Raw genomic sequence first — 25,508 nt, 5'->3', positions numbered from 1 at the left:
ATGTCGTTACAACTGTTATTTGAATGTCTTTCAGAAGAAATACCATCGAGAATGCAAAATTTAGTTATATCTCAAATTAAAAGTTATGTTGTTAATATTTTTAATAAAAATGATGTGAAATTTGTATCTGTAGAGGTCTTTGTGACGGCGCGTCGTATAGTTCTTTTTGTTAATGATATAAGCGTTTCGCGGTTAAAAGATTTTGGTGATGAAATTAAGGGACCAAATGTTAATGTATCTGAAGGGGCTATTGAGGGTTTTTTAAAAAGATATCAGAGAAGTAAAAAGGATTTATTTATTCGAAAAGTAAATGATAAAAAATTTTATTTTATTGGAAGAAAAGATGATGTGTTTGATATTAGAGAATTTTTTAAGAATCAACTTGAAGAAATGTTAAAAAATTTTTCTTGGCCAAAAAGTATGAAGTGGAGTGAAAGAAAGGAAAGATGGGTTAGGCCAATTAAGAATATTTTATGCATTTTAAATGATGAGATAATACCTGTATCTTTTGCAGGAATTACGGCGTGCAATGTAACGTATGGTCATAGGTTTTTTTTAGATGATGTTGCATTGACTGTAAGAACGCCTAAAGACTATTTTAAGTTATTAGAGAAAAATAATGTTATTCTTCAACCTGATAGAAGAAAGCAATTTATACTCGATCAAATTAATAAATTTGTAAAAGAGTGGAATCTGCGACTTGAAAGAAATGATTATTTGCTGGATGAATTAACAGGGCTTATAGAATGGCCAATTGTATTGTTTGGTAAAGTTGATCAAACAAAGTCATTCGGATTACCAAAAGAGTTAATTCTTAGTATAATTAATATACAACAAAGATGTCTTGCTTTAAGTAATGGAGGGAGAATTTCGCATTTTGTTACTGTTGTTAATATCAATAATGATGAAGTTATCAAAGGATATGAAAGAGTATTGGAGGCACGTCTTGCTGATGCGCAATTTTTGATATCCCAAGATAAAAAGGAAAATCTTGATTATTATGTTAGAAAATTAGATTTGATATTATCTCATACTTCGCTCGGGAGTGTTGGGGAAAAGGTAAAGCGCATTATAGTTTTGTCAAAATATATAGCTATGTATGTTCCATATGCTTCGTTGACTAAAGTTGGACATGCTGCATACTTAGCAAAAGCAGATCTTGCAACATCAATAGTAAGAGAATTTCCAGGGTTACAAGGAATAATGGGTGGGTATTATGCTTCTTGTTTTCAAGAAGATAAAGAGATAGTTGAAGCTATAACTGAGCATTATAAGCCAATTGGACCAAAACAAAAGTGCCCTAAGTCTCCTACTACGATTGCTGTAGCTATTGCTGATAAAATAGATAGTTTAGTGGGTTTAATTGCAGCAGGTGAGAAGATATCAGGTTCATATGATCAGTTTGGTTTGCGGAGAATGACGATTGGTATAATTAGAATAGTACTTGAGAATAATTTACATGTTCCAATCAGACTATTGATAAGTAAGTCAATTTCTTTATATTCAAGAGCTACATTTGCTGAAAATGAAGTATCAATTAATCAATCAGATAAGCTAAATAGGGAGCAGGTTTCAAAACTTGTACTTAAGTTTTGTTTAGAGAGATTTAGGGTTATTTTGAAGAGTAAAGGTTTGAGGCAAGATGTTGTGGGTTCAATATTATATAAAACTGCTGATATTGATGATTTACTGACAGTAGAGAAGCAAGCTGTTATATTAGATTGTTATCTTGATACGCCTGAAGGAAAGCAGATACTAAATACTTATAAAAGGATGAGTAATATAGTTGGCAAGGCAGAAAGAAATGATGCTATTCTTTATAGTGCGTTTTATGATGAAAAATTTTTGATTAAAAGTGAAGAAATAGAACTGTCAAATCGTGCTATCAATATTTGTATGAGCATTAAACAAGCGATAAAAAATGGTTGCTTTAATACAGCGCTTAGTGAACTTAATGGTTTTGTTCCATTTATTAATCAATTTATGAACAATGTGAAGATTAATTGTGTTTCTAATAAGCTGAGGAAAAATAGGTTATCTTTACTTGTGAGTATTGTTTCTATTTTTAATCTAGTAGCATGTTTTAATCTTATACGAGTTAAATAATGAATGACATTATAAATAATATTCAGGCAATAAAAAGGCAAGTTAGGTTTTCTACACAGACTTGTGGGGTGTATAAGATGACTGGAGAAAAGGATAAGGTTTTGTATGTTGGGAAGGCAAAAAATTTAAAAGCAAGGTTATCTAGTTATCTTCGATTAGGAGCCCTTTCTAAACGAGTTAAAGTTATGCTTTCACAGGTTGTTAAGATTGAGACTTTTATAACTAAAAATGAAATTGAAGCTTTGCTTCTTGAAGCAAGATTAATAAAATCACTTCAGCCTACTTATAATATTGTGCTTAAAGATGGAAAATCTTATCCTTATATAACAATTTCTAAACACACTTATCCAAGTATAGCACAACATAGAGATAGATTTGGAGAAAAAAGCGAGTCTCACTATTATGGTCCCTTTACATCTGCTACTGCTGTTAAGCAGACTATATTGTTATTACAAAAGGCTTTTCTTTTAAGAGGATGTTCAGATAAAAAATTTTCCTCAACCAAAAGGCCGTGTTTTGAGTATCATGTTAAACGTTGCTCAGCTCCATGTATAGGTAAAATTACGAAAGATGATTATTATCAATTAGTAAAACAAGCACAAGATACATTACTTGGAAGAAACAATAAAGTGGAAGAACAGTTACTTTCTGCAATGAAAAAATATAGTGATGAGCAAAATTATGAGCTTGCTGCTGTGCATAGAGATCGGATAAGGCTTCTTAAACAGATTCAAATGCAGCCTATGGATTTTTCTTTTGAAAAAGATGCCGCCTTTTTTGGTTTTATATGTAAAGAAGATTTGGCATGTGTGAATATGTTATCGTTTAAAAACAAGAAAAGCTCTGGAAGTACTTCTTACTTTATTGAAAATTGTAGTGATAAGTCAGATAGTGAAATTTTATCTACATTTTTGATTAATTTGTATAGTTCAACTAACTTACTTCCAATACAAATTTATATTTCAGATTGTATTGCAGAGAGAAAAATGATAGAGCAAGCACTACATAAAATTACTCATAAACCAATAAAGGTTTTTTATGCAAAGAATAACAGGGAACATGATTTATTAGAGTTTGTTTATAATAATTCTCGACATAGTTTAGAGCAAAAGCTTAATGATTATAAAGACAGTTTAGAAAAATTTAAAGAGCTGAGTAAGATTTTTTTGTTGCCAAATATTCCAAAACGTATTGAAGTTTATGATAATAGCTATATGTCTGGAAGTTATCAAGTTGGTGTAATGGTTGTTGCGGGGCAGGAAGGTTTTTTAAGAAATGAATATAGAAAATTTACTATCAAAGGGAAATTTTTAGGTGATGATTATAAAATGATGAAAGAAGTATTAACTAGGCGTTTCTCTGGCAAGATAAGGGATATTATTCCTGATTTTTTATTGATTGATGGTGGACTTGGGCATGTTTCTACGGTGCAGAGTGTATTGCAAGTATTAAAAGTGGACGTCCCTTTTGCTTGTATGGCAAAGGGTTTTTATCGTAATACAGGGAAGGAGAGATTTTATATGCCTGGTAGAGAGGGATTTACTTTGGCAAATGACAGCAAAATTATGCTTTACTTGCAATTGCTTCGTGATGAAACTCATCGTTTTGCAATATCTTTACATAGAAAAAAACGCGATAAACAGTTTATAGTTTCATAGTTAAGAAAAATATTCCATTGATAATAAATGGAAAGAGGTGTTGTATTTTTTTGTTTCGGTTTGATGGAAGAATTAAGTAGGTTTTTTTAATAAAATGAGAAGATAATTGAGTAAATAAAAGAATAGGTAGAAGAAAATTATTTCAAACGCTTAAGTCATATTTAGTGGAGTAAATTTATGTATATAATATAATATATTGACGCTACTTCTTTCTTGAAATATAAGCTTTGAGTGTCTAATAGCTATGTTCAAACAATGAGAAAAATATAATAGTTAAGATATCACTCAATTTAAAATAGTAGTTTTTTAGATGTAAGAATTATTTAGTTGCACTTATTTTATCTAATGTTCGTTGTAAAATTATGCATGCAGAGATTTTGTCATCTATTTTTTTAGATTTTATGATTGATACTCCAGCAGTCTTGAGTATATGAGTTGTAATAAATGTTGATAAGCTTTCATCTTGCAAATATATACTTACTTTATATTTTTTTATCATTTTGTTTGCGAATTGTACTATGGTTTTACTCCATTCACTTCTTTGTTTATCTATTTCTAATGGTAGTCCTATTACTATTGAACCAGCTTCATTTTCTTTAAATAGTCTATTTAAATAACCTAAGTCTTTGTTTATGTTTTTTCTATTGTATATACTATGAGCTGTGGCTATGAGTTGTGTTTTATCACTAAATGCTATACCTATTTGTTTTTTTCCCATGTCAAGACACATTATGCGCTTATTTTTTGGAATAGACTTTAAAAATTCAATGTGATTTTTGTGTAGCATTTATTGACATGATAAGCACTCGTTATAGTCAATATCTGTTTTTTGATACATTATTTTATTTTTTTTGGATATGTCATGTGAAATTTTGTCTGCTCTTTGTATTGACTGTGATCTACAGTAATATAAACTCTTTAAATTTTTTTTCCAAGCAAGCATGTGTATTTTGTGTAAATAGCGTTTGTGTACGTTGGCTGGTAAAAATAAATTTACTGATTGAGATTGGCAAATATATGGAGTTCTATCACTTGCATGTTCTATAATCCATCTTTGATCGAGTTCATATGCTGTTTTAAATATTGATTTTTCATGTTCATTAAGAAAGTCTAGATGTTGTACGGAACCTTCATTTGTTGAAATTGAGGACCATACTTTATCGTTGTCTTGATTTTTTTTTACTAATAATTCTTGTAAGAATTTGTTCCGCACTACAAATGAACCTGTTAATGTTTTTTGTGTGAATACATTTGCTGCGTATGGTTCTATTCCAGGAGAAGTGTTACCTGCAATAATAGAAATTGAAGCTGTTGGGGCTATGGCAAGCTTGTGTGTAAACCGTTCCATTAAATTAATCTCTTTTGCATCAAGGCATGCTCCTTTTTCTTTTGCTAATTTTTTAGAGACTATGTCTGCTTGTTCACGTAAATGTTTGAATATTTTTTTATTCCATTGTTGTGCTATCACTGACTCAAAAGGAACCATTTTGCTTTGTAAAAATGAATGAAAACCCATTACACCAAGACCAATGCTACGCTCTCTCATTGCGGAGTATTTTGCTCGCTGTATTTTATCTGGTGCTTTGTTTATAAAATCTTCAAATACATTATCAAGAAAACGCATTATATCTTCTATAAAAAGTTCACTATCTTTCCATTTTTCGTAGTATTCAAGATTTACTGATGATAGACAACATACAGCAGTACGTGGCTTATTTAAGTGGTCGTAGCCTGTAGTTAAAGTGATTTCACTGCATAGGTTTGACATTTTTATGTTTAGATTGAGCTTTTTATAAGATTCTGGCTTATTGTTATTGATTGTATCGAGGAAAATGATGTAAGGTTCTCCAGTTTCAATTCTTGCTATTAATATTTTGATCCATATATCACGTGCTTTTACAGTCAGAATAACTTTTTTGCTATGAGGGCTAATTAAATTCCACTCTAAGTCCCTTTCAACAGCTTGCATAAATTTATCATTTATTATTACAGCGTGATGTATATTTAATGCTTTGCGATTTGGGTCACCTCCTGTTGGCTTACGTATATCGAGAAATTCTTCTATTTCTGGGTGAGATACAGGAAGGTATACTGCTGAGCTTCCTCTTCTTAAAGATCCTTGACTAATTGCGAGTGTCAAAGCATTTTGTACTACAATAAATGGTATAATTCCTGATGTTTTACCGCTACCTTTTACGCTTTCACCAATTGAACGTAAATTTCCCCAATAACTACCTATCCCTCCTCCACGTGCGGCAAGCCAGACATTTTCATTCCATAAATCCACTATTCCCTGTAAACTATCTTCAGTTTCATTAAGGAAACAAGAGATAGGTAATCCCCTATTAGTACCCCCATTACTGAGTATTGGTGTTGAAGGCATGAACCATAAATTGCTTATATAATCATAAAGACGTTGTGCATGCTCTTTATTATCAGAGTAATAGCTGGCAATACGTATAAAGAGGTCTTGATAACTTTCATTTTTTGTTAAGTATCTATCTAGTAAAACTGCTTTTCCAAAACTGGTTAATTTAATGTTCTTTTCGTGATTAATGGTGATACTTTTCATAAATTCCTCTTTTGTTTTATTGTACATAGAAACTGTTTTGAGTAATAGTGGTTTAAATAAGAGTTTTTAATTTTTTTTGTGGATGTTGAAGGGCAAATAATATGCCATCAATCTGACTTCCATATATTTTGCAATAACTTATATAACTTATTTGCATGTTTATTTTTTTTGCAACGCTTCGTATGTAACTTTCTGAATGGCGAAAGTAATCTCCTTTATTTACAAAGTCAATACCTTCACCTTCCTTTCTTCTTATTAAGCATATAATTGCTCCTTTTTTGCTAGTAGATTTTTTTGCTAATTCTAGTTCGATTTGAAAGTCGTGTAAATAATGCAATACTTCAGCAAAGATAGTAATATCGTATAAGTGATTTCTTTTTTGTTTTAGGAAATCTGTCATTTCCATGTGTATTAACTCGTTGTAAATAGGTTTACCTTTTAGAAAGCATCCTCTGGCAATATTTAGCATTCTATTTGAAATGTCAACTCCTGTTATGTAATTTCCAATGTTATGTATTTTTAAAAAATGGCCGCATATTCCGGTTCCGCAACCAAGATCAAGTATGTTAAGTGTGGAAGTTGAGTTATTAAAAATTTTTATAACTGCTGTATATGTAAGTTCATGGCCTCTGTATTGCTTAGCAATCAACCAATGATCAACGAAGTGCTTACCGGTGTAATCGAAATATTGTTTGATAAGGTTTTTAGGTAGTTTTGTAATAGATGTTAAATTTGTTATTTTTTTTATATAGTAGGATGCTTCTTCGTAGTTGTTATCTAATTTTAATGTTTTTATTAGGTAAGTATAGGCTTTGTTAGTATTTCCCATTGCAAAATGACATCTTCCAATATTGTACCAAACTATAGGTAGGTTAGCATTGAATATGCTGATTAACCAAAATCTTAGTTTTGCATCTGATATGTTGCCATTATAAAAATGGTGTAGTCCGATTTCAATATTAGTATTTAATAGATTTTTTGATTTTTCAAAAAGTACAGCTATTTCTTTGTAAAAAGCATTATATTTATTTGTAGCGAATTGTTTGGCTTTCTTAATGTTAAGCATGCTAATTAATTTGCATATAAAATTTGAAATAAAATTTGTAAAGGATAGATTATTTTTCATACTTTAAATACCTTGTATGTTTACTATCATTCTTAAGTAGCTTTCTTAAGTAGCCTTGATCTTTGAAAGTATTTTATATCATGAAATATTTTTTTTCATTGATTTTTATTGCACAATATTGCTGAATGTTTATTTTTAGATATTAAATTTTATTACTTAAAAATATTAAGTATGTATTGTTGTCAATTAAGTAAATATTTTATATAAAAAAGACGTTGACATATTATTTATCATTTTTTAACATATAAGAAATTATTTAGTTTTAAGTTGTTTGACAAGTTTTATGGTAGAGATTATTTAATCTCAGTTCAATTTAAATGGTATTTAACTCTGCATATTCTGCATGTAGTTAGTAAGTAAATTATTAAGAGCACTTGATGGATGCCTTGGCGTCAAGAGGCGATGAAGGACGTGGCAGGCTGCGATAAGCTACGGGGAATTGTCAACAAATTTTGATCCGTGGATTTCCGAATGGGGGAACCTAACTAGTTAGCTAGTTATTACATAGTATGTAAAGCAAACTTGGTGAACTGAAATATCTAAGTAGCCAAAGGAAAAGAAATCAACCGAGATTCTGTTAGTAGTGACGAGCGAAAGCAGAAAAGGCTAGAGATTTAAAAATTAAGAATTAGAATACTCTGGAAGTAGTAACCATAGAAGGTGATAGTCCTGTATAAGTAGAAAGTTTTTAAATCCTTGAGTAGGGCGGGACACGTGGAATCCTGTTTGAATATGGGGGGACCATCCTCCAAGCCTAAATACTCCTTGACGACCGATAGTGTACAAGTACCGTGAGGGAAAGGTGAAAAGAACCCCGGGAGGGGAGTGAAATAGAACCTGAAATCAGGTGCTTACAAACAGTTGGAGCTTTATGTTTTTCTATAGGAGTAATGTCTTATAGTTTACATTAGAGTGACAGCGTACCTTTTGCATAATGGGTCAGCGAGTTAATTTATGAAGCAAGCTTAAGCCGTTAGGTGTAGGCGTAGCGAAAGCGAGTCTAAATAGGGCGTTTTAGTTTCATGGATTAGACCCGAAACCAAGTGATCTAGTCATGACCAGATTGAAGGTGTAGTAAAACACACTGGAGGATCGAACTAGTTAATGTTGCAACATTATTGGATGAGTTGTGATTAGGGGTGAAAGGCCAATCAAACTTGGAAATAGCTGGTTCTCTGCGAAATCTATTTAGGTAGAGCGTTGTATGTATGTTATTGGGGGTAGAGCACTGGATAGACTAGGGGGATTTATCATCTTACCAAATCTAACCAAACTCCGAATACCAGTAATTAATTATACGGCAGACACACTGTGGGTGCTAAGTCCATAGTGAAAAGGGAAACAACCCAGATCACCATCTAAGGTCCCAAAATTGCAGCTAAGTGGGGAAGGAAGTGGAAAAACCATTACAGCTAGGAGGTTGGCTTGGAAGCAGCCATCCTTTAAAGAAAGCGTAACAGCTCACTTGTCTAAATAAGTTTTTCTGCACTGAAAATTTACCGGGGCTAAAGCTGTATACCGAAGATGTGGGTACTTATTGATTTTAGTTAATAAGTGCGGTAGCGGAGCGTTCTGTAAGTCTGTGAAGGTAATTTGTGAAAATTGCTGGAGATATCAGAAGTGAGAATGCTGACATAAGTAGCGTAAAAGAGTGTGAAAAACACTCTCACCAAAAATCTAAGGGTTCCTACGTTAAGTTAATCTGCGTAGGGTTAGTCGGTTCCTAAGGTGAGTCCGTAAAGGGGTAATCGATGGCAATCAGGTTAATATTCCTGAACCTCTTAAGTGTGACGAGTTTTGTATTTGTATGGGGCTTATTGGATTGTCTTATGCTTAAAAGAAATTCCAGGAAATAGCACTTATATTGTGAGGCCGTACCGTAAACCGACACTGGTGGATGGGTAGAGTATACTAAGGTGTTGAAAGAATGATGTTGAAGGAACTCGGCAAATTATACCTGTAACTTCGGGAGAAAGGTAACCTGCTTTTAGGTAACTATTAGGAGGTGGCACAAAATAGGGAGTAGCGACTGTTTACTAAAAACACAGGACTCTGCAAACACGTAAGTGGAAGTATAGGGTCTGACGCCTGCCCGGTGCTGGAAGGTTAATAAGAGGGGTGCGAGCTCTAAATTGAAGCCCCAGTAAACGGCGGCCGTAACACTGACGGTCCTAAGGTAGCGAAATTCCTTGTCGGGTAAGTTCCGACCCGCACGAATGGCGTAACGATTTCTCCACTGTCTCCAACATCACTTCAGCGAAATTGAATTCCCCGTGCAGATGCGGGGTACCCGCGGTTAGACGAAGAGACCCCGTGCACCTTTACTATAGCTTTACATTGCTATTAAAAATGTAATGTGCAGAATAGGTGGGAGACTGTGAAGTTATAGCGCTAGCTGTAGTGGAGTCAATCTTGAGATACCACCCTTTACACTTTTGATATCTAACTATGTCTTATTATCTGAGGCTAGGACGTTGTATGGTGGGTAGTTTGACTGGGGCGGTCGCCTCCTAAAAAGTAACGGAGGCGTGCGAAGGTAAGCTAGAGCTGGTCGGAAATCAGCTTGATAGTATAATGGCAAAAGCTTGCCTGACTGCGAGGCTGACAAGCCAAGCAGAGACGAAAGTCGGTCATAGTGATCCGGTGATTCTGTATGGAAGGGTCATCGCTCAACGGATAAAAGGTACGCCGGGGATAACAGGCTGATGGTGTTCAAGAGTTCATATCGACGACACCGTTTGGCACCTCGATGTCGACTCATCACATCCTGGGGCTGGAGAAGGTCCCAAGGGTTCGGCTGTTCGCCGATTAAAGTGATACGTGAGTTGGGTTTAGAACGTCGTGAGACAGTTCGGTTTCTATCTGCCGTGGGTGAAGGAAATTTGAGAAGGTCTAACTCTAGTACGAGAGGACCGAGATGGATATACCTCTGGTGTACCAGCTGTTATGCCAATAGCATTGCTGGGTAGCTATGTATAGGTGGGATAATTGCTGAAAGCATATAAGCAAGAAACCCTCTTCAAAAAGATTTCCCAATTAAGGCCGTGGAAGACTACCACGTTGATAGGCTAGATGTGGAAGTATGGTAACATATGAGAAGCTAACTAGTACTAATAGCCTGATTGATTTATTTGTTTTCTATGTGTATATATGCAGTGTTAAGTATTAGGTTAAATTAGAAATTTTAATAAACTTGGTGGCTATAGCAAAAATGAAACACCCGATCTCATTTCGAACTCGGAAGTGAAACTTTTTAGCGCTGATGGTACTTGAAAAGGGAGAGTAAGTCGCTGCCAAGTTTATTAAAATTTCTTTGCTTAAAAATGATAAATATACTTTTATCTTAATTTTTTTGTTTTTATGTATTTTTGATTTTCTTTTATATTATCTAATATCGTTCTTACCTCTTCTAATCTGTTCCCTTTTAAAAAAGGATTATTTATTTTTAGTGATGTTGTATTATCTATTTTCTTTTTTAATAATTCTTCTTGCTGACGGAATGCTGACCTCCAATCTGTTCCTGTTCCTTTAGGGAGAAATAAAAATTGATACATTTTACCAAAACCTGTATTACTCATCTCTATTTACATATTCTACTATTATTATACTCATTAACTTTTTTTTTAAAAACTTTACTTATATTATCGTAAATAATGTGGTTGTAAATACCTTAAATTGAGTTTTTTCTTTTATTTTTTTAAAGCAAATGTTTAAATCTTTCTGTAAGCTTTTGTAGCTTGCTTGTATAATATTTCTGTGAGCTACTATTATATAGTAATATCCAATGTTACTGACAGTTAAGATATTAACTCTAATAAGCATTCGTAATCGTCTTTTAATTTTATTTCTTTTTATTGCTTTTCCAACTTTTTTATTGATGATCAGGCCTGTTCTAATAGAATAAATATATTTTTCAGGTTCTTTTTCTTTGACGGCATATAATGATATATAAAGCCCGTGATAAAAAGAATTGTTAGATGCTAGCTTGTTTCTAAAAGCAAATGAAAAGTCTTTTTTTTTATACTCAATAACTTTATTATGCACATAGTTTTTTGCATCCTAATGAACGACGTCTATTAAGTATTTTTTTTCCAGCTTTCGTTGTTATCCGTGAGCGGAATCCATGCCTACGTTTTCTTATTAAATTTTTTGGCTGAAAAGTTCTTTTCATTGTTTTTGTTAAGATATTTAGTTATTTTAATTAATTTTACTTTAATTGTCAAATGATGTTTGCATCATATATACTAAATATCCTTAAAGGTTATATTTTCATTAAAGTAAGGTTTGAATATGAGTAAATGAATTTATTGACAACGATTTTTTTTTTCATGCTTGTACTACTGCTTCCTTTGTTGTGTCTTAGTAAGTTTAAACAGTTAGATAAAGTTAAAGTTTATTTATATCTTAGTTATGTATGGGTATTAACTTGGTCATTAATATTTTGTAACAATTATTTTTTAATTTCTATTGCTGTAGCTTTACTTTTTTTTATTTTTGTTTTTGTCCTAAAGTGTAATAGGACAATTAAGCTTTTGTTATTTATAGCTCTTGCCGTATCATTTTTTATTACTTTATTTATAATGTTATCTATTCTCACTCAGTCTGTTAGTTTTTTTAGGGAAATAGCGATTTCAGAATTTTTGTTTTGCTTGAAATGGAGTCATAATGTAGTGATTATTAATGGTGAAAAAATAGGATGTTTTGGTATAGCTACTCTTTTGGTTGGTACATTAGTTATCACTATTGTAGCAATGTTAGTTGCTGCTCCGCTTGGTTTATTTTCTGCAATATATATTAGTGAGTATGCAAGTGGAAAAGTGCGTTATATTGTCAATACAGCTTTACAAGTTTTATCTGCTATTCCTACGGTTGTATATGGATATTTTTCTATTGTATTTTTATCTTCTTCTGCAAAACGAATAGCAAATTTTTTTGGTTTGAGTATGCAATCAGAGAGTGCATTGGTTGCTGGTTTATCTATAGGAATAATGGTTCTTCCTTTTATTATTTCTTTATTGGAAGATGCAATTAGATCTGTTCCAAAAAATTTACGTTATGGCTCTATGGCATTGGGTGCTACTTCAGCAGAAACTATATGGTACATAACAATACCATATGCAATGCCTACAATTTTGAGTGCAATTTTATTGTCAGTTTCGAGAGTGATAGGTGAGACAATGATAGTGCTAATGGTTGTAGGGGTCAATTCGAACTTAACTTTTAATCCTCTTAATTCAGTTACTACTATTACTGTACAAGTAGCTACGCTACTTACTGGGGATCAAGATTTTAGCAGCGTGCAAACGCTCGCTGCTTATGCACTTAGTTTAGTACTATTTATTATTACATGGTTATTGAATGCATTTGCATTGTTTATGATAAAACGTGATTAGTGAGTATTTTAATGTTGCAAGATTCTTGTTAAGAATATAATATTTATTTTGTGAATTGAGGGGTTTATTATAAAATTATAGTATAGTGATAAAATAATAAAGATGAATGTAGGTAGAGTAGTTAAAGTGACTCAAGCGGTTATTGATTTAAAATTTGAGGGTGAATTACCGAGGATATTCGATGCTTTAAAAAGTAAATTAAAATATGAAGGTAAGGAGCTAATTTTAGAAGTTTCACATCATATAGGTGATAATGTGGTTCGTTGTATTGCCATGGATAGTACAAATGGTGTGTCAAGAAATGATGAATTTATTAATGCAGGTATGCCGATATCTGTTCCAGTTGGTCGTTCAACTTTAGGGAGGGTTTTTAATGTTGTTGGAGAAGTTATAGATGGATATGGTCTATTAAAAGGAAAGTATGATTTTGAGCCTATACATAAAGTGCCTCCAAGTTTTACCGAACAGAAAATACAGGAAGAAATTTTGGTTACAGGAATAAAAGTTATAGATCTTCTTGCCCCTTATCTTAAAGGAGGAAAAGTTGGTTTATTTGGTGGAGCTGGTGTTGGTAAGACAGTTCTCATAATGGAATTGATTAATAATATAGCAAAAGTTCATAAAGGGTTTTCTGTATTTGCTGGTGTTGGTGAAAGAATACGTGAAGGTAATGATCTTTATCGAGAGATGATAACTTCAAATGTAATAGATATAAATGAACATGAAAAGTCTAAAGCTGTTTTGGTTTATGGTCAGATGAATGAGCCACCTGGGGCGAGGGCTAGAGTTGCGTTAACAGCACTAACTATGGCAGAGTATTTTCGTGATCGTGAAAATCAGGACGTTTTATTTTTTGTGGATAATATTTTTCGTTTTACACAAGCTGGTTCTGAAGTTTCTGCTTTACTTGGTAGGATGCCTTCAGCTGTTGGTTATCAACCAACACTTGCAACTGATATGGGTATGATGCAGGAAAGAATAACTTCGACTACTTCTGGTTCTATTACTTCTGTGCAAGCAATATATGTTCCTGCAGATGATTTAACTGATCCGGCTCCAGCAACTACATTTTCTCATCTTGACGCAACTACAGTATTATCAAGGCAAATAGCTGAAATGGGAATATATCCTGCTGTTGACCCACTTGATTCAATTTCTCAGTCTTTATCTGATGAAATCATTGGTGAAGAACATTATAGAGTAGCTTCTGAGGTAAAACGTATACTGCAAACTTATAAGTCACTTAAAGATATTATTGCCATACTCGGTATGGATGAACTATCTGATGATGATAAAATTATTGTTGATAGAGCTCGTAAGATTCAGAAATTTCTTTCTCAACCTTTTCATGTTGCAGAAATATTTACTGGTATGCCTGGTAAGTTTGTTTCACTTTCTGATACTGTTTCGAGTTTTAAGGGGATTATTGAAGGTAAATATGATTACTTACCAGAGGCTGCTTTTTATATGGTAGGAAATATAGATGAAGTAATAGAAAAGGCTGAATTAATAAAGGTTTGAGTTTAAGATTATATAGTAAAAAAATTAAAGATTATGAATACCTTTAAAGTACAATTTTTTTCTCCTGATAATCAAATTTTATTTGATAAGGTAATTTCTCTTTCAATGAATGGGTTTGAAGGTGAATTTATGGTTTTAGCTCGTCATTCTCCTTATTTAATTTATTTATTACCAGGTATAATTATTGTTAAAATAAGTAAACACAAGAAAGAAAAGATTATAATTGATAATGGTATATTAGAGGTTGTAAATAATAATTGTAGCATTATGACAAATCAAGTTTGGGTTTTTAATTATGTCATTCATAATGAAGAGCTTTTAAAAAGTAAAAGAGTGAATATGCAATTAAGATATTTTAATCAATAGGTTTTTATTATTGTATATTTGAATATTATGGAAATTTTTCTTGATAGTGTTAATTTAAATGAAATTAAAGAACTAAAAGACTGTATTGATGGTGTAACAACCAATCCTTCTTTGATAGCAAAATCTGGGTATAAAGCTGAATATGAAGATTTAATAAGTAAGATATCTTCTATTATCAAAGGACCTGTTAGTGTTGAAGTTGTTGCAGATAATTATGAAGATATGGTTGAAGAAGGTGTTAGATTGGCAAAAATTTCTAGTAATATTATAATAAAATTGCCTCTCACGTATGAAGGGTTAATTTCTTGTAAGAAGTTGTGGACAGAATATAAAATATCTGTTAATATTACGCTATGTTTTTCTCCTGGACAAGCACTGCTTGCCGCTAAGGCCGGTGCTTGTTTTGTTTCTCCTTTTGTTGGTCGTCTTGATGATATAAATCATAGTGGTTTATTGCTAATAAAAGATATATGTAATATATATTCTAATTATAGTTTTAATACTAAGGTTCTTGTTGCTTCAGTTAGAAATTCTGCTCATGTTATAGAGTCTGCAAAACTTGGTGCTGATTCAATTACTGTTCCAGCAACAGTATTTAGACAGTTACTTAATCATTCACTTACTGATCAAGGACTTGCAATCTTTAAAAAAGACTGGGGGTGAAAATCATAAATGATCACAAAAATTCATAAAAGTATTGGAACTTAATAATCTTGGCTGTTTTATAATATAATCTTAAAAGAAAGTTTATTTTTTTATACTAAGTTATAATATTCTAATTTTTAATTAGAAACATGGTGTTTTTTTTGAAGAAGAGTAGTAGAGAGTATATATATGTAAAAATATATGTATAGTTGTAGTAGTAAGAAGATGTATTGCATTTACTCAATTTATTAGTAATGGAAGAGCTTATAAATGAAGATGAATTTTGATTTCAAAGTGTTTTATGGGGAGACTATCAGTGGTTAGAGTATTAGTGGTAATAAAAAGCAATTTTATTCTCTTTTAAAGATTCTATTAGCTCTTTTAAAGAGCTGGATTTAGTGTTGTTGTGTCTAATTAATAAGGAAAAATATGATATAGAATAAGTAAATTTAATAATAAAATTTAAGGAAAAATTATTTTTGTTCATAGTATTGTTATAAAATCTTAAATATTGAGAGCTTGCATATATTTGAAGTTAAATTGTACCTTTTAAATTAGAGGATATTTTATTTTGATGTGTAATTCTTATAGAAGGAGCTTAAGGTTTTATTGTAAACTTGATGAGTTTTATAAATTATGATTTATTTGTATTTGGGTGATTTTTATTGAACTGGATTTTAAGCTTTATTTTTTTATAATTGTTACTAAATTTATAGTCGTTAAAAATTTGTTTTTTTATTTGTCTGATTGGAAATTTAAAGGATATTTTATCTAATGTTGTTTTATGAATAATGAAGTACTATAGTAGTAGTATTCACATTACTATTTTGCTCTTTTTGAGTGTAATATAATTATCTATCTCTATTAGAAATATTTTCTGAATTGTTACTATAATTATAATTTTATGTATTTATATACTTTTTTTTAATTTTTATTAATTTGTTTAAAATACTTTGAATATTGAATTAAACTTAAGTTTTTTTTCTTATTTTTTTCATATCAAGCTATGTGTTCGTTTTTAATTCTATTTTTTTGATACTATTAGTAATAACATATTTTACTTCATCAAATTTTACTTTTTCTTTTAACAAGAAATTGATACTCATCAAATTATTTTCATGAGAGAAATCATTTTATTGAAATTAGTTATGAATGAATTTTGCTATTGCTAATTTTGTAAAAAGATTCAATTGTAAATATTGATAAAATTAGCTTATATCTATTTATGTTTGTTAATGAAGAGTTTTGTTAGTTTATGATTAAAGTTTTTATTGTATAATATATGTTTTTTAGTGATTTATTTTGTCGTTTAATGAATTAGATTGTTTTAATGAAATAAATAACTGTTTTATGTTTTTATTTGTTACTTAATTATAGATTTAGTTATTAGGTTGTCTTTAGAAGATTTGTAATATTTTTTTAATTATTAAAATGAGTATAATTCGCTTTTTAGTTTATGTTTTTCAAGATTAAGGATAGGGATTTAATAAAGTTATGAGAAAAAAAAGTGTTAACTTATATAATTTTAAATTACATTTCCTATTATAAATGGAAACTGATATAGTAATAATAGGTGCAGGACCTATCGGAATATTTACTGCTTTTCAAGCAGGAATGCTTAATATGCGATGTCATATAATAGATATTTTAGATCAAGTAGGAGGTCAGTGTACTGCTCTTTATCCAGAAAAATTAATATATGATATACCTGGTTATCCTGTAATTACTGGACGAAAATTAATAGAACGATTGATAAAGCAAGCCTTACCCTTTGATCCTGTTTATCACTTAAATCAAAAAGTGGAAAAAATCTTAAGTGGTGATGATCAGGATTTTTTTGTAATAACGAATGCAGGTATAGAGGTGAAATGTAAAGCTGTTGTTATTGCTGCAGGTAATGGGATGTTTGAACCTAATCGCCCGCATTTGAGTGGTATATTAGAATATGAAAGTAAATCTGTATTTTATAATGTAAATAAAATTTCTGATTTTCAAAATAAAACTATAGTTATTGCAGGAGGAGGGAATTCTGCAGCTGATTGGACCATAGAACTTTCTAAAGTTACAAAGAAAATTTATGTAATACATCGAAGGAAAGAATTTCGTTGTGCACCTGAAACTAGAAATAAATTAGAATTACTTAAAAGCTATGGAAAGATAGAACTTGTAACTCCATATCAATTGCATGAGTTAACTGGAAATAATGGAAAGTTACACACAGTAATAGTAAAAAATCTTGCCTCTAAGGAAAAAAAGGGAATATATGCTGATTTTTTACTGCCATTTTTTGGCCTGTCAATGAATTTAGGTCCAATAAATAATTGGGGTTTAAAATTGGAACATAGTCGTATTGTTGTTGATCAAAGTACATTTAGGACTAATAGAGATAGGGTATATGCAATTGGAGATATAGCTACTTATTTGGGGAAATTAAAGTTGATATTAAGTGGTTTTGCTGAAAGTGCTATGGCTTGTTATGACATATATAAGGTGATTCATAATTCTCCAATTAATTTTCAATATTCAACTTTAAAAGGAATTTATAGAAGAAAAAGTAATTTACTTTAAGTTAAACTGTTGTATAGTGGCTTTGTGCTTTATTTATATGAATATACTTAGTATAGAGAATTGTAATTTTCAAGATAAGGTTGTTTTACTTAGAGTTGATTTCAATGTTCCCATAAAAAATGGGAAAATTTATGATACGACTCGTATTTTGAGAGCCCTGCCTACTATACAGTACTTAATAAGTGCAGGTGCAAAAATTATCATTATATCACACTTTGGGTATCCAAAGGCCAAAGAAAATAGTTGCTCATTGAGAAATATAGTTGAAACTTTATCACAGTTTTTGAAAAAAGAAGTGAAGTTTATTGATGATTGTATTGGTCAGAGAGTACAGAGAGCGGTAAGTGTGATGAATAGAGGAGATTTAATATTATTAGAAAATTTAAGATTTTATAAAGGTGAGGAGCAAAATGACTCGAATTTTGCTAAACAGTTAGCATCTTTGGCGGATATATATGTAAATGATGCATTTTCTTGTTCTCACAGAGCTCATGCTTCTATTTCATCTATTACAAAATTTTTGCCTTCTTATGCAGGGTTTTGCTTACGAGATGAGCTAAAATATCTTGAGCAAGTTATATTATTTAACACTAGACCTATTACTGTAATAGTTGGGGGAGCTAAAATATTAACCAAAATAAAAATGATTATGAGATTAGTAAAAAGGGTTAATTATTTAATTCTTGGTGGTGCAATTGTTAATAATTTTTTGTTGTGTAATGGAGTAAATATTGGTAAATCTCTTTTTCAAGATAATATTAGTCATCTTATCTATGATATTGTTAAGGCAGCAAGTGAGAATAATTGCAGAATAATTGTGCCTGAGGATGTTTTGGTTGCAATAAACTCTAATTACAATATTAGTATTCTTAGAGAAATTGAATCTGTTTTAGATCATGATGTAATTTTAGATATTGGGCCTCGAACATTAAGCATAATAAATAGTGTAATAGCAAGTAGTAAAACTTTGCTGTGGAATGGACCTATTGGTGTTTTTGAACATTTAGCTTTTGCAAATGGTACATTAGAGGTAATAAGGATAATAAGTAGTTTGACACACAAGGGGAAATTAATTAGTGTGATAGGAGGGGGGGATAGTTTATCCGCAATAAGTGCTGCTGGTCTTACTGATAAAGATTTTACATATGTTTCAACTGGTGGTGGAGCATTTTTAAGTTGGCTAAGTGGTGATGAGATGCCTGGAGTTGCTGCGTTGCAATTAGTGTCAAATTAAAGCTTTAAAAGTAATTACTTGTATTTTAATTATTTTTTTTATTATTTGTGTCTGATAGTAGAGAATAACTAAGTTGATCTTGTATTGATAATATTTTTTAACAAAATCAATTTTTGAAATTAAGAGTTATTATCTTGCTGTCTAATTTATAGATAGATAAGTGTGTAAGGTTTAGATGATAATAAACTGATGAATTTGAATATAAGTCTAAGTATATAATAGAAGTAATTGCTAGTTCATTTATTTAAATGGATATTATTAGATAATGAGTAAGTGAAGGAAATTATAGATAGAAATATATAATTTTTATGTTGATGATAATGCTTTGTTTTTTACAGCTAAAGTATTAAAGAGCTAAGAGTAAAGGTTATATTTTTTTCTAAGAAAAAAGAAGGGGAAGGAGATGATTATTTTTAATTTATGGTTGTAGGAAGATTAGCTATGCTTATAATTTGACTTCTATTATGGTGACTAATTGTATTAGTTATGGTGAATTTTTATAAGCATGTAGACATTTATAGAAAGTAAAACAAATATTATTTTATATGTTTGCATTGATTAATTCTTATTGAATAGGTAAGTAGATGTTCATAAGTTTTGCTTTATTTTTATAAGTAAAATTTTAAGAATGTGAGAAAAAATCTTTTAAATTTGCTATTTTCAAATTTTGAAAGCTTTAATTTCAGAGTTTTTTTTTAGTATCTTTAAAAGAAAAATTTCTATTTGATGTAAAAAATAAATGTTTGAACTTTTTTATGTAAAACTGTGAAGTCTTTTGAAGATATAAGAAAGAAAAAAGCGGGGAATATGTGTTAGCCAATTAACCATTTCAGTTAGGTTAATAACAACTTATTGAACGGTAATAGTGAGATATAATAAGTAGAAAAGATTAGATAGAATAGTTAATAAAGTAAAGGCACTAAGATTTAGTTTAAAGTAACCTGATAAAACCTGAATTACACTACCAAGTGCTGATACCCATGAAAGCAATGCAACTGCACAAATCAGTAGATTTCTTATGATTTTTTTTGGTATTATATGCTCATTTTTTGATTTATAGTATATATTTCTAGTAAGAATTATTGTTCTACCTAAATGCCAATTGATTATTCCACCAATACTTGAGCCTAATACTCCAAAAAATAACATAAATAGGAGGTTGTAATTCGATCTGAAATACAACATAGTATAGAATACAAAGCCTTGGTGTATAGGCAAAATAAGTGATGATGTTAGATTATCTGTAAATAATAGGAGATAATTTTCCATATAAACTTACCAGGTTGTTGTACCATCTTCATTATCAGAGATTATAACCCCCATTTTTTTAAGTTGATCTCTTATTTTGTCTGCAGTGTTATAATCTTTATTTTGTTTTGCTATTTTTCTTAAATTTATTAATTTTTCTATTTTTTTATGGTCTTCACTTATAGTGAACCATTCTTGATAGCTCGACTTAAGAAGTCCAATAAATCTTGCACTTTTAATAAAGCTTGCAATTAATTTGAGCTTTTTATATTTATTGCTTGTTTTATTAATTTTTGTGGCCATTTCATGCAATATAACTAAAGCTTTAGGAATATTTAAGTCATTTTTTAGAGCTTCTATGAAACCTTTATAAATTTCTGTGTCACTTTTTTCAATTTTTGTTATGTTTACACTACGTAATAATCGATAGAACTTGTTTAAAGTTTCTTGTGATTCATGAATAATATCCTCAGTCCAATTGAGTGGTTTTCTATAATGAGTTTTGAACAACGCGTAACGTATTACTTCACCTTTTATTCCGCTATTAAGCAAGTCTTTTATTTTAACTATGTTTAATAGTGACTTGCTCATTTTTTCTCCTTTTACTGTTAAGAAACCATTATGTATCCAATATTTTGCAAACATTGATCCAGAAAATGCAGATTTACTTTGTGCAATTTCATTTTCATGATGAGGAAATTGTAAGTCTATGCCTCCACCATGAATGTCAAAATCTTTGCCAAGATATGCATATGACATTGCTGAACATTCTATATGCCAACCAGGCCTTCCTTTTCCCCATGGGCTATTCCAGTAACTTGAAAGTTTATAGTCAATATCGTTTACAGGTTTCCATAGCAAAAAATCTCCTGGGTGCTTCTTGTTTTTATTAATTTCGATTCTGCTGCCATAATCCAGTTCATTAATTTTTTTGCCCGATAAAATGCCATACTCAGGATATGATTTAATGCTGAAATATATATGCTTATTAAATTCATAAGCATGATTAGATAGCAATAAATATTTAATTAATTTGATGATATAGTCTATGTTTTCCGTTGCTTTTGGCTCATATGTTGGTTCTATGCAATTTAGATTTTTCATATCTTCATGGAAAGCTTTAGTGTAATGTGTAGCTATACTTTCTATACTGCTATTTTTTTTGTTTGCTATATTGATTATTTTGTCATCAATATCAGTTATATTGCGTACATAGGTAACTTTATCATAATGAGATTTGAGCAACTGAAATAACACATCGTAGATAACAACAGAGCGTGCATTACCTATGTGTGCTGTATCATATACAGTTGGTCCACAAACATACATTTTTACATGACTTTTGTCAATTGGTGTAAAGAGCTCCTTTTTTTTTGTTAAAGTATTATAAAGCCTAACCATATACGAAGCTTTTTAAAAAAGAAAATGCTCCTATTATGAGTTGTGGTCCTTTGATTATTACGATGAGAGTAAGTAATAAACCACATAAAGATACTAAGACTCCTAATATAGAGAGAAGTCCATCTTTGCTCATAATACTAAGTGAAATGAGAGTTGTACCGATTGCAGGAATAAAATTGGTCAAAGGCAGTGGAATAGCTATTGATAATGCACAAAGTAATATTATGAAAGCTAGGATTTTCTCACCAGGTCCATAAAAAATGAAAGGTATTCTTGGTTTCATGAACTTTTCTATTTTTTTTAATAAAGGTGATGTTTTTTCTATTACAAGAGTTAATGTTGAGAGTTGGAAAGATTTTTTTTCCAGCCAATGTGGCATCCAAGGAGAATGGAATCCAAACAGGAGCTGTAGTGAAAGTAGGATTAAAGGTATAGAAAGTATAGTTGTATAGCCAGGTGGCACTGGTATAGGTACTGATAGGGGTAAGGAGAAGATAATTATTAAAATACCGAAACTACGTTCTTGTAGGGCTATTTTAATATCAAATAATGTTACTTTTTCACTGTTAGCAGTATTAATATCTGCAACCTCTTTTAAAATATCAGAAACTAATTTTTTATTTTTAGTTGCTCTGTCACTTTTTTGCACATTTATCCTTGAACAAATTATTTATTTTAGCTAGCATAATTATTACTATATTTCAATATTCATTCTACATCCTTATTAGAGATTTATTTTATATTAAGGTATTTTATAAAAATTTAACCACGTAACAAAGCTTTTGAAAAGGGAAAGTACTCCTGTTATAAATTGTGAACCTTTGGTTATTATAATGATGGTAAATAATAACGCGCATAATGATATTAAGATTCCTAATATAGAAAGAAGACCATCTTTACCTATAATACCTAGCGAAATAAAAGTTGTGCCAATTGCAGGGAGGAAATGGGTAAAAGGTAGTGGGAGAGCTATGATTATTGCGCAAAGTAATGTTATGAAAGCTAGAATTTTTTCACCAGGTCCATAAAAAATGAAAGGTATTCTTGGTTTCATAAACTTTTCTATTTTTTTTAAGATAGGGGAAATTTTGTCTACTACTAGAATTATTGTTGAGCGTTTAAAAGCTTTTTTTTCTAGCCAATAGGGCATCCAAGGAGAGTTAAATCCAAATAAAAACTGTAGTGAAAGTAAGATTAGAGGTATAGAAAGAATAGTTGTGTAGCCAGGTGGCACTGGTATAGGTAGCGATAGTGGTAATGAAAATATCATTATTAAAATACCAAAACTACGCTCATGTAAAGTTGTTTTAATGTCAAACAACGTTATTTTTTTATTGTTGTTAGTATTATTGGTACTTATAATCTCTTTTAGAATATCGGAGGCTAATTTTTTGTTTTCAGTCAGTTTTTTATTTTTTTGCACGGCTATACTTTATAAGTAAAACTACTAGTTTTAAGCTAGCATGATTGCTTGTACATTTCAATCTATATTTTGCTTTGGCTAAATTTAAATTATGAAATGACACGCACTGCAGTGCGTGTCATAAAAATATGAGAACGTTAACGATCTGGTTCATTAGATGATAATTTCTCTGAGTCTTTAAGTTCTTGTTTAAGGTTTTTAATGCCTTTTCCTAAATCACTCATAACTTGAGGTAATCTGCCTGCACCAAATAAAATTAAGATTATTATCAAGACTAAAAATAATTGCCATGGTCCTAAACTCATTTGTACCTCCATTAAATATAATATTTAAAATATAAAAACTTGTCTGAAGTCAAGTATATATAAATTATATCATCTTTATTTAACTTAGACTAAAATTTTTAAATCTATTTTTAGTAATTTTAATTGAGCTATTTTGAGCAAAGATATGTTTAGAAAAAATCCTGATTGAATTGTCTTTCCAATTTTCTTACCGTAGTATGGAATTAAGGTTTTTTATGATTCTTGTAAGTCATTGGTTTTATTAGAAAAATGAATATTTCTTTATAAAAGAAAGAGAATATATGGTGTTTTGTTTAGTTTTTAAGGTATATCTAAATTTAAAAATAGTTTATCAAGAATAAATTGAAGGTTTTATTGTAATTTTACGTTGTTATTCACTCATTACTATGCTTCTTTAAATTCAGTTTAGAAATGTATGTTTTTATGTTTTACTGTGTTTATAATCACGTTAAAGTACGTTAATGTTTATATTATTTGAAGTTAAGTTGTTTTAATTATCTTGAATAACAAATGGTTACTCATCAATTATTAGTGAAATTAGTGATAGGATGATATCAGATATTTTAAGAGGTGTATTAAAGTGCTTTATTGTTATTAGTTGTTGTTGTGGGGGTTGAGATTAAAAGATAAAAAGATAAGTAAAAGATAAGTAATTTTTTGCTATGATGAGTAAGTGGGAGAAATATGGGACTATAGCTCAGTAGGATAGAGCATTGGATTCCTAATCCGAAGGTTGTGCGTTCGAATCGCACTAGTCCCACATAGTATTTCATAGGTTTATGTACCATTTTATGTTTTGAAGAAAGATATCGTTGGAACTGTGGTTATACAAACATACTTGTGTATAGGAAATAATCTTTTTAAGATTTAGATCTTTCTTTTTCCAAGGAACTAAGTTCTATATTATACTTTGAAGGTATATAATTTGTTGTTAGAAAAAAATGTTTCTTTGTGAATTGTTTTAATATTTTGAAGCTATTAAATAAAAAGAAAAAATTTAGTATAGGAGTTACCTGATATTTATTTTATTTATATGTTGATATTTTAATGCTTTTAAATATTTGGTAACGTAGGTTTATAGTACAGTTGATAATATAAATAATGCATAAATAGTAATTGGTGAGAATTAAATATAATATGTGCATATAGGTATGTTGAGTTTTTTATTTAAGTCTATTAGAAAATAAATATGTTAAAAAATAATAAATAATTTTGTAATGCATAAGTGCAAAGAGTTGCAAAGTTTATTAGTAATTTTTATACTCGATCAGATATTAAAATGTATTGAGAACTTTATTCGTGTTCTACTCTAATTTTATTAGTTTGAGTTGTTTAATTTTGAATTATTCGAGGTTGATTGAGTATAATATAAGTGATATGTTAACAGTTTGCCACAAAAATTTTTTATGTTATTGAGGTTAGCTCTTAATTGGTATTTTAAGGTTTGACAATTTTATTGTATTCTTATGCTACTAACTTTTAATAAAGGATTATATATTCTGGCAGTTGTAATTTTTTCTTAAAAAGTTTAAATATTGAGAGTGGATTAAAAAATAATAAAAATAGTATAAAATAGCTTAATAGTTATTTCAGATATACTAGTCTTTACACGTTTAATTATTATTAGGTTTCCAGCTTTCATAATAATTTTTAACTTTATATAAATCTTTTCTATTGGTTAAATTATGAGTGTGTTTTACTTTTCTTTTTTTATCATTAACTGGTACTGTATTATCAGTATAGTGAATCCATATGTGCCACTTTGAAGATACTGTTGTAGGTTCTGGAACATTACTATATATAACCCACCTTTTTCCGCTTTTTGATTCATAGTAAGAATTTCCATTTTTGTCTTTTCCTATAAATTTAGCTTTCCTTTGTAATAAATATTTTATTGCATTAAAAATTTTAGATAACATTAAACTATTAAAACAAAAAGTAT

Annotated in this window: 20 protein-coding genes, 1 tRNA gene and 2 rRNA genes; 11 read left to right on the top strand and 12 right to left on the bottom strand. The window is 30.1% G+C overall.

Going from position 1 to position 25,508, the window contains the following annotated elements:
- Both glyS and uvrC read left to right on the top strand, forming a co-directional pair.
- Positions 1-2,106, top strand: a complete 2,106-nt coding sequence (glyS, locus tag GOY14_RS02840; RefSeq protein ID WP_175809889.1) for a glycine--tRNA ligase subunit beta — start codon at positions 1-3, stop codon at positions 2,104-2,106.
- A complete protein-coding gene (uvrC, locus tag GOY14_RS02835; protein ID WP_175809766.1) occupies positions 2,106-3,764 on the top strand; it encodes an excinuclease ABC subunit UvrC in 1,659 nt (552 codons plus the stop codon). The genes glyS and uvrC overlap by 1 nt, the downstream gene beginning before the upstream one ends.
- A gap of 319 nt (positions 3,765-4,083) precedes the next feature.
- Here uvrC and ruvX read toward each other — a convergent pair whose 3' ends face one another.
- The 3 genes from ruvX to GOY14_RS02820 are packed head-to-tail and all read right to left on the bottom strand — an operon-like array spanning position 4,084 to position 7,462.
- A complete protein-coding gene (gene ruvX / locus GOY14_RS02830) occupies positions 4,084-4,551 on the bottom strand; it encodes a Holliday junction resolvase RuvX (protein WP_175809765.1) in 468 nt (155 codons plus the stop codon).
- Positions 4,552-6,336 carry a ribonucleoside-diphosphate reductase subunit alpha gene (locus tag GOY14_RS02825; RefSeq protein WP_255419682.1) on the bottom strand — a complete coding sequence of 595 codons (1,785 nt, stop codon included), beginning with the start codon at positions 6,334-6,336 and terminating at the stop codon, positions 4,552-4,554.
- A gap of 52 nt (positions 6,337-6,388) precedes the next feature.
- Positions 6,389-7,462 (bottom strand): methyltransferase domain-containing protein, encoded by a 1,074-nt coding sequence (locus GOY14_RS02820; RefSeq protein WP_175809763.1) that lies wholly within the window; start codon positions 7,460-7,462, stop codon positions 6,389-6,391.
- A 354-nt stretch (positions 7,463-7,816) separates the two neighbouring features.
- Between GOY14_RS02820 and GOY14_RS02815 the strand changes: the two genes are divergently transcribed.
- Positions 7,817-10,597: ribosomal RNA gene (locus GOY14_RS02815) — 23S ribosomal RNA — on the top strand.
- Between the two features lie 57 nt (positions 10,598-10,654).
- Positions 10,655-10,761 (top strand): 5S ribosomal RNA (rrf, locus tag GOY14_RS02810).
- Between the two features lie 39 nt (positions 10,762-10,800).
- On the opposite strand, the gene GOY14_RS02805 is transcribed toward rrf, so the two are convergent.
- From GOY14_RS02805 to rpmH, 3 genes are read right to left on the bottom strand one after another with little or no spacing between them, the layout of a single operon-like run.
- Complete coding sequence (locus tag GOY14_RS02805) at positions 10,801-11,040, bottom strand: hypothetical protein (protein ID WP_175809762.1); 240 nt, start codon at positions 11,038-11,040, stop codon at positions 10,801-10,803.
- A gap of 58 nt (positions 11,041-11,098) precedes the next feature.
- Positions 11,099-11,506, bottom strand: coding sequence for a ribonuclease P protein component (gene rnpA, locus GOY14_RS02800; protein WP_175809761.1), 408 nt, complete (start codon positions 11,504-11,506; stop codon positions 11,099-11,101).
- Positions 11,499-11,633 (bottom strand): 50S ribosomal protein L34, encoded by a 135-nt coding sequence (rpmH, locus tag GOY14_RS02795; RefSeq protein WP_175809760.1) that lies wholly within the window; start codon positions 11,631-11,633, stop codon positions 11,499-11,501. Before rpmH ends, rnpA begins: the two co-directional genes overlap by 8 nt.
- 127 nt (positions 11,634-11,760) lie before the next feature.
- On the opposite strand from rpmH, the gene pstC reads away from it, so the two are divergent.
- From pstC to GOY14_RS02765, 6 genes are all read left to right on the top strand, one after another.
- A complete protein-coding gene (gene pstC, locus GOY14_RS02790) occupies positions 11,761-12,855 on the top strand; it encodes a phosphate ABC transporter permease subunit PstC (protein ID WP_175809759.1) in 1,095 nt (364 codons plus the stop codon).
- Between the two features lie 102 nt (positions 12,856-12,957).
- Positions 12,958-14,376, top strand: coding sequence for a F0F1 ATP synthase subunit beta (gene atpD / locus GOY14_RS02785; protein ID WP_175809758.1), 1,419 nt, complete (start codon positions 12,958-12,960; stop codon positions 14,374-14,376).
- A gap of 33 nt (positions 14,377-14,409) precedes the next feature.
- Complete coding sequence (locus tag GOY14_RS02780) at positions 14,410-14,742, top strand: F0F1 ATP synthase subunit epsilon (protein WP_175809757.1); 333 nt, start codon at positions 14,410-14,412, stop codon at positions 14,740-14,742.
- Positions 14,743-14,769: 27 nt separating this feature from the next.
- On the top strand, positions 14,770-15,405 hold the full coding sequence (locus GOY14_RS02775; protein ID WP_175809888.1) for a transaldolase family protein: 636 nt from the start codon (positions 14,770-14,772) through the stop codon (positions 15,403-15,405).
- Between the two features lie 1,530 nt (positions 15,406-16,935).
- Positions 16,936-17,955, top strand: a complete 1,020-nt coding sequence (locus tag GOY14_RS02770) for an NAD(P)/FAD-dependent oxidoreductase (protein ID WP_175809756.1) — start codon at positions 16,936-16,938, stop codon at positions 17,953-17,955.
- 37 nt (positions 17,956-17,992) lie between these two features.
- A complete protein-coding gene (locus tag GOY14_RS02765) occupies positions 17,993-19,189 on the top strand; it encodes a phosphoglycerate kinase (RefSeq protein ID WP_175809755.1) in 1,197 nt (398 codons plus the stop codon).
- Positions 19,190-20,038: 849 nt separating this feature from the next.
- Here the strand turns inward: GOY14_RS02765 and GOY14_RS02760 are convergent.
- The 5 genes from GOY14_RS02760 to tatA form a co-directional block, all read right to left on the bottom strand.
- Positions 20,039-20,458, bottom strand: coding sequence for a YqaA family protein (locus tag GOY14_RS02760; protein ID WP_175809754.1), 420 nt, complete (start codon positions 20,456-20,458; stop codon positions 20,039-20,041).
- A 6-nt stretch (positions 20,459-20,464) separates the two neighbouring features.
- Positions 20,465-21,838, bottom strand: coding sequence for a cysteine--tRNA ligase (gene cysS / locus GOY14_RS02755; RefSeq protein ID WP_175809753.1), 1,374 nt, complete (start codon positions 21,836-21,838; stop codon positions 20,465-20,467).
- Complete coding sequence (locus GOY14_RS02750) at positions 21,831-22,487, bottom strand: exopolysaccharide biosynthesis protein (protein WP_175809752.1); 657 nt, start codon at positions 22,485-22,487, stop codon at positions 21,831-21,833. The genes cysS and GOY14_RS02750 overlap by 8 nt, the downstream gene beginning before the upstream one ends.
- Before the next feature lie 93 nt (positions 22,488-22,580).
- A complete protein-coding gene (locus GOY14_RS02745; RefSeq protein WP_175809751.1) occupies positions 22,581-23,261 on the bottom strand; it encodes an exopolysaccharide biosynthesis protein in 681 nt (226 codons plus the stop codon).
- A gap of 137 nt (positions 23,262-23,398) precedes the next feature.
- Positions 23,399-23,566 carry a twin-arginine translocase TatA gene (gene tatA, locus GOY14_RS02740; protein ID WP_175809887.1) on the bottom strand — a complete coding sequence of 56 codons (168 nt, stop codon included), beginning with the start codon at positions 23,564-23,566 and terminating at the stop codon, positions 23,399-23,401.
- 686 nt (positions 23,567-24,252) lie between these two features.
- Between tatA and GOY14_RS02735 the strand changes: the two genes are divergently transcribed.
- Positions 24,253-24,326 (top strand) — tRNA-Arg (locus GOY14_RS02735).
- 853 nt (positions 24,327-25,179) lie between these two features.
- On the opposite strand, the gene GOY14_RS02730 is transcribed toward GOY14_RS02735, so the two are convergent.
- The gene (locus tag GOY14_RS02730; RefSeq protein ID WP_175809750.1) at positions 25,180-25,485 is read right to left on the bottom strand and encodes an NADH-ubiquinone oxidoreductase subunit NDUFA12 family protein; all 306 of its coding nucleotides are present in this window, start codon (positions 25,483-25,485) and stop codon (positions 25,180-25,182) included.
- Positions 25,486-25,508: the final 23 nt, after the last annotated feature.

Origin of the sequence: Wolbachia endosymbiont of Dipetalonema caudispina (assembly GCF_013365495.1) — a bacterium.
In the GTDB taxonomy this organism is placed as follows: domain Bacteria; phylum Pseudomonadota; class Alphaproteobacteria; order Rickettsiales; family Anaplasmataceae; genus Wolbachia.
This window is presented reverse-complemented; position numbering and strand designations above follow the sequence as displayed.

Excerpts from the sequence above, each read along its gene's own strand:
- glyS (WP_175809889.1), top strand. The coding sequence starts at position 1 with ATGTCGTTACAACTGTTATTTGAATGTCTTTCAGAAGAAATACCATCG.
- uvrC (WP_175809766.1), top strand. The coding sequence starts at position 2,106 with ATGAATGACATTATAAATAATATTCAGGCAATAAAAAGGCAAGTTAGG.
- ruvX (WP_175809765.1), bottom strand. The coding sequence starts at position 4,551 with ATGCTACACAAAAATCACATTGAATTTTTAAAGTCTATTCCAAAAAAT.
- GOY14_RS02825 (WP_255419682.1), bottom strand. The coding sequence starts at position 6,336 with ATGAAAAGTATCACCATTAATCACGAAAAGAACATTAAATTAACCAGT.
- GOY14_RS02820 (WP_175809763.1), bottom strand. The coding sequence starts at position 7,462 with ATGAAAAATAATCTATCCTTTACAAATTTTATTTCAAATTTTATATGC.
- GOY14_RS02805 (WP_175809762.1), bottom strand. The coding sequence starts at position 11,040 with ATGAGTAATACAGGTTTTGGTAAAATGTATCAATTTTTATTTCTCCCT.
- rpmH (WP_175809760.1), bottom strand. The coding sequence starts at position 11,633 with ATGAAAAGAACTTTTCAGCCAAAAAATTTAATAAGAAAACGTAGGCAT.
- pstC (WP_175809759.1), top strand. The coding sequence starts at position 11,761 with ATGAATTTATTGACAACGATTTTTTTTTTCATGCTTGTACTACTGCTT.
- atpD (WP_175809758.1), top strand. The coding sequence starts at position 12,958 with ATGAATGTAGGTAGAGTAGTTAAAGTGACTCAAGCGGTTATTGATTTA.
- GOY14_RS02780 (WP_175809757.1), top strand. The coding sequence starts at position 14,410 with ATGAATACCTTTAAAGTACAATTTTTTTCTCCTGATAATCAAATTTTA.
- GOY14_RS02775 (WP_175809888.1), top strand. The coding sequence starts at position 14,770 with ATGGAAATTTTTCTTGATAGTGTTAATTTAAATGAAATTAAAGAACTA.
- GOY14_RS02770 (WP_175809756.1), top strand. The coding sequence starts at position 16,936 with ATGGAAACTGATATAGTAATAATAGGTGCAGGACCTATCGGAATATTT.
- GOY14_RS02765 (WP_175809755.1), top strand. The coding sequence starts at position 17,993 with ATGAATATACTTAGTATAGAGAATTGTAATTTTCAAGATAAGGTTGTT.
- GOY14_RS02760 (WP_175809754.1), bottom strand. The coding sequence starts at position 20,458 with ATGGAAAATTATCTCCTATTATTTACAGATAATCTAACATCATCACTT.
- cysS (WP_175809753.1), bottom strand. The coding sequence starts at position 21,838 with ATGGTTAGGCTTTATAATACTTTAACAAAAAAAAAGGAGCTCTTTACA.
- tatA (WP_175809887.1), bottom strand. The coding sequence starts at position 23,566 with ATGAGTTTAGGACCATGGCAATTATTTTTAGTCTTGATAATAATCTTA.
- GOY14_RS02730 (WP_175809750.1), bottom strand. The coding sequence starts at position 25,485 with ATGTTATCTAAAATTTTTAATGCAATAAAATATTTATTACAAAGGAAA.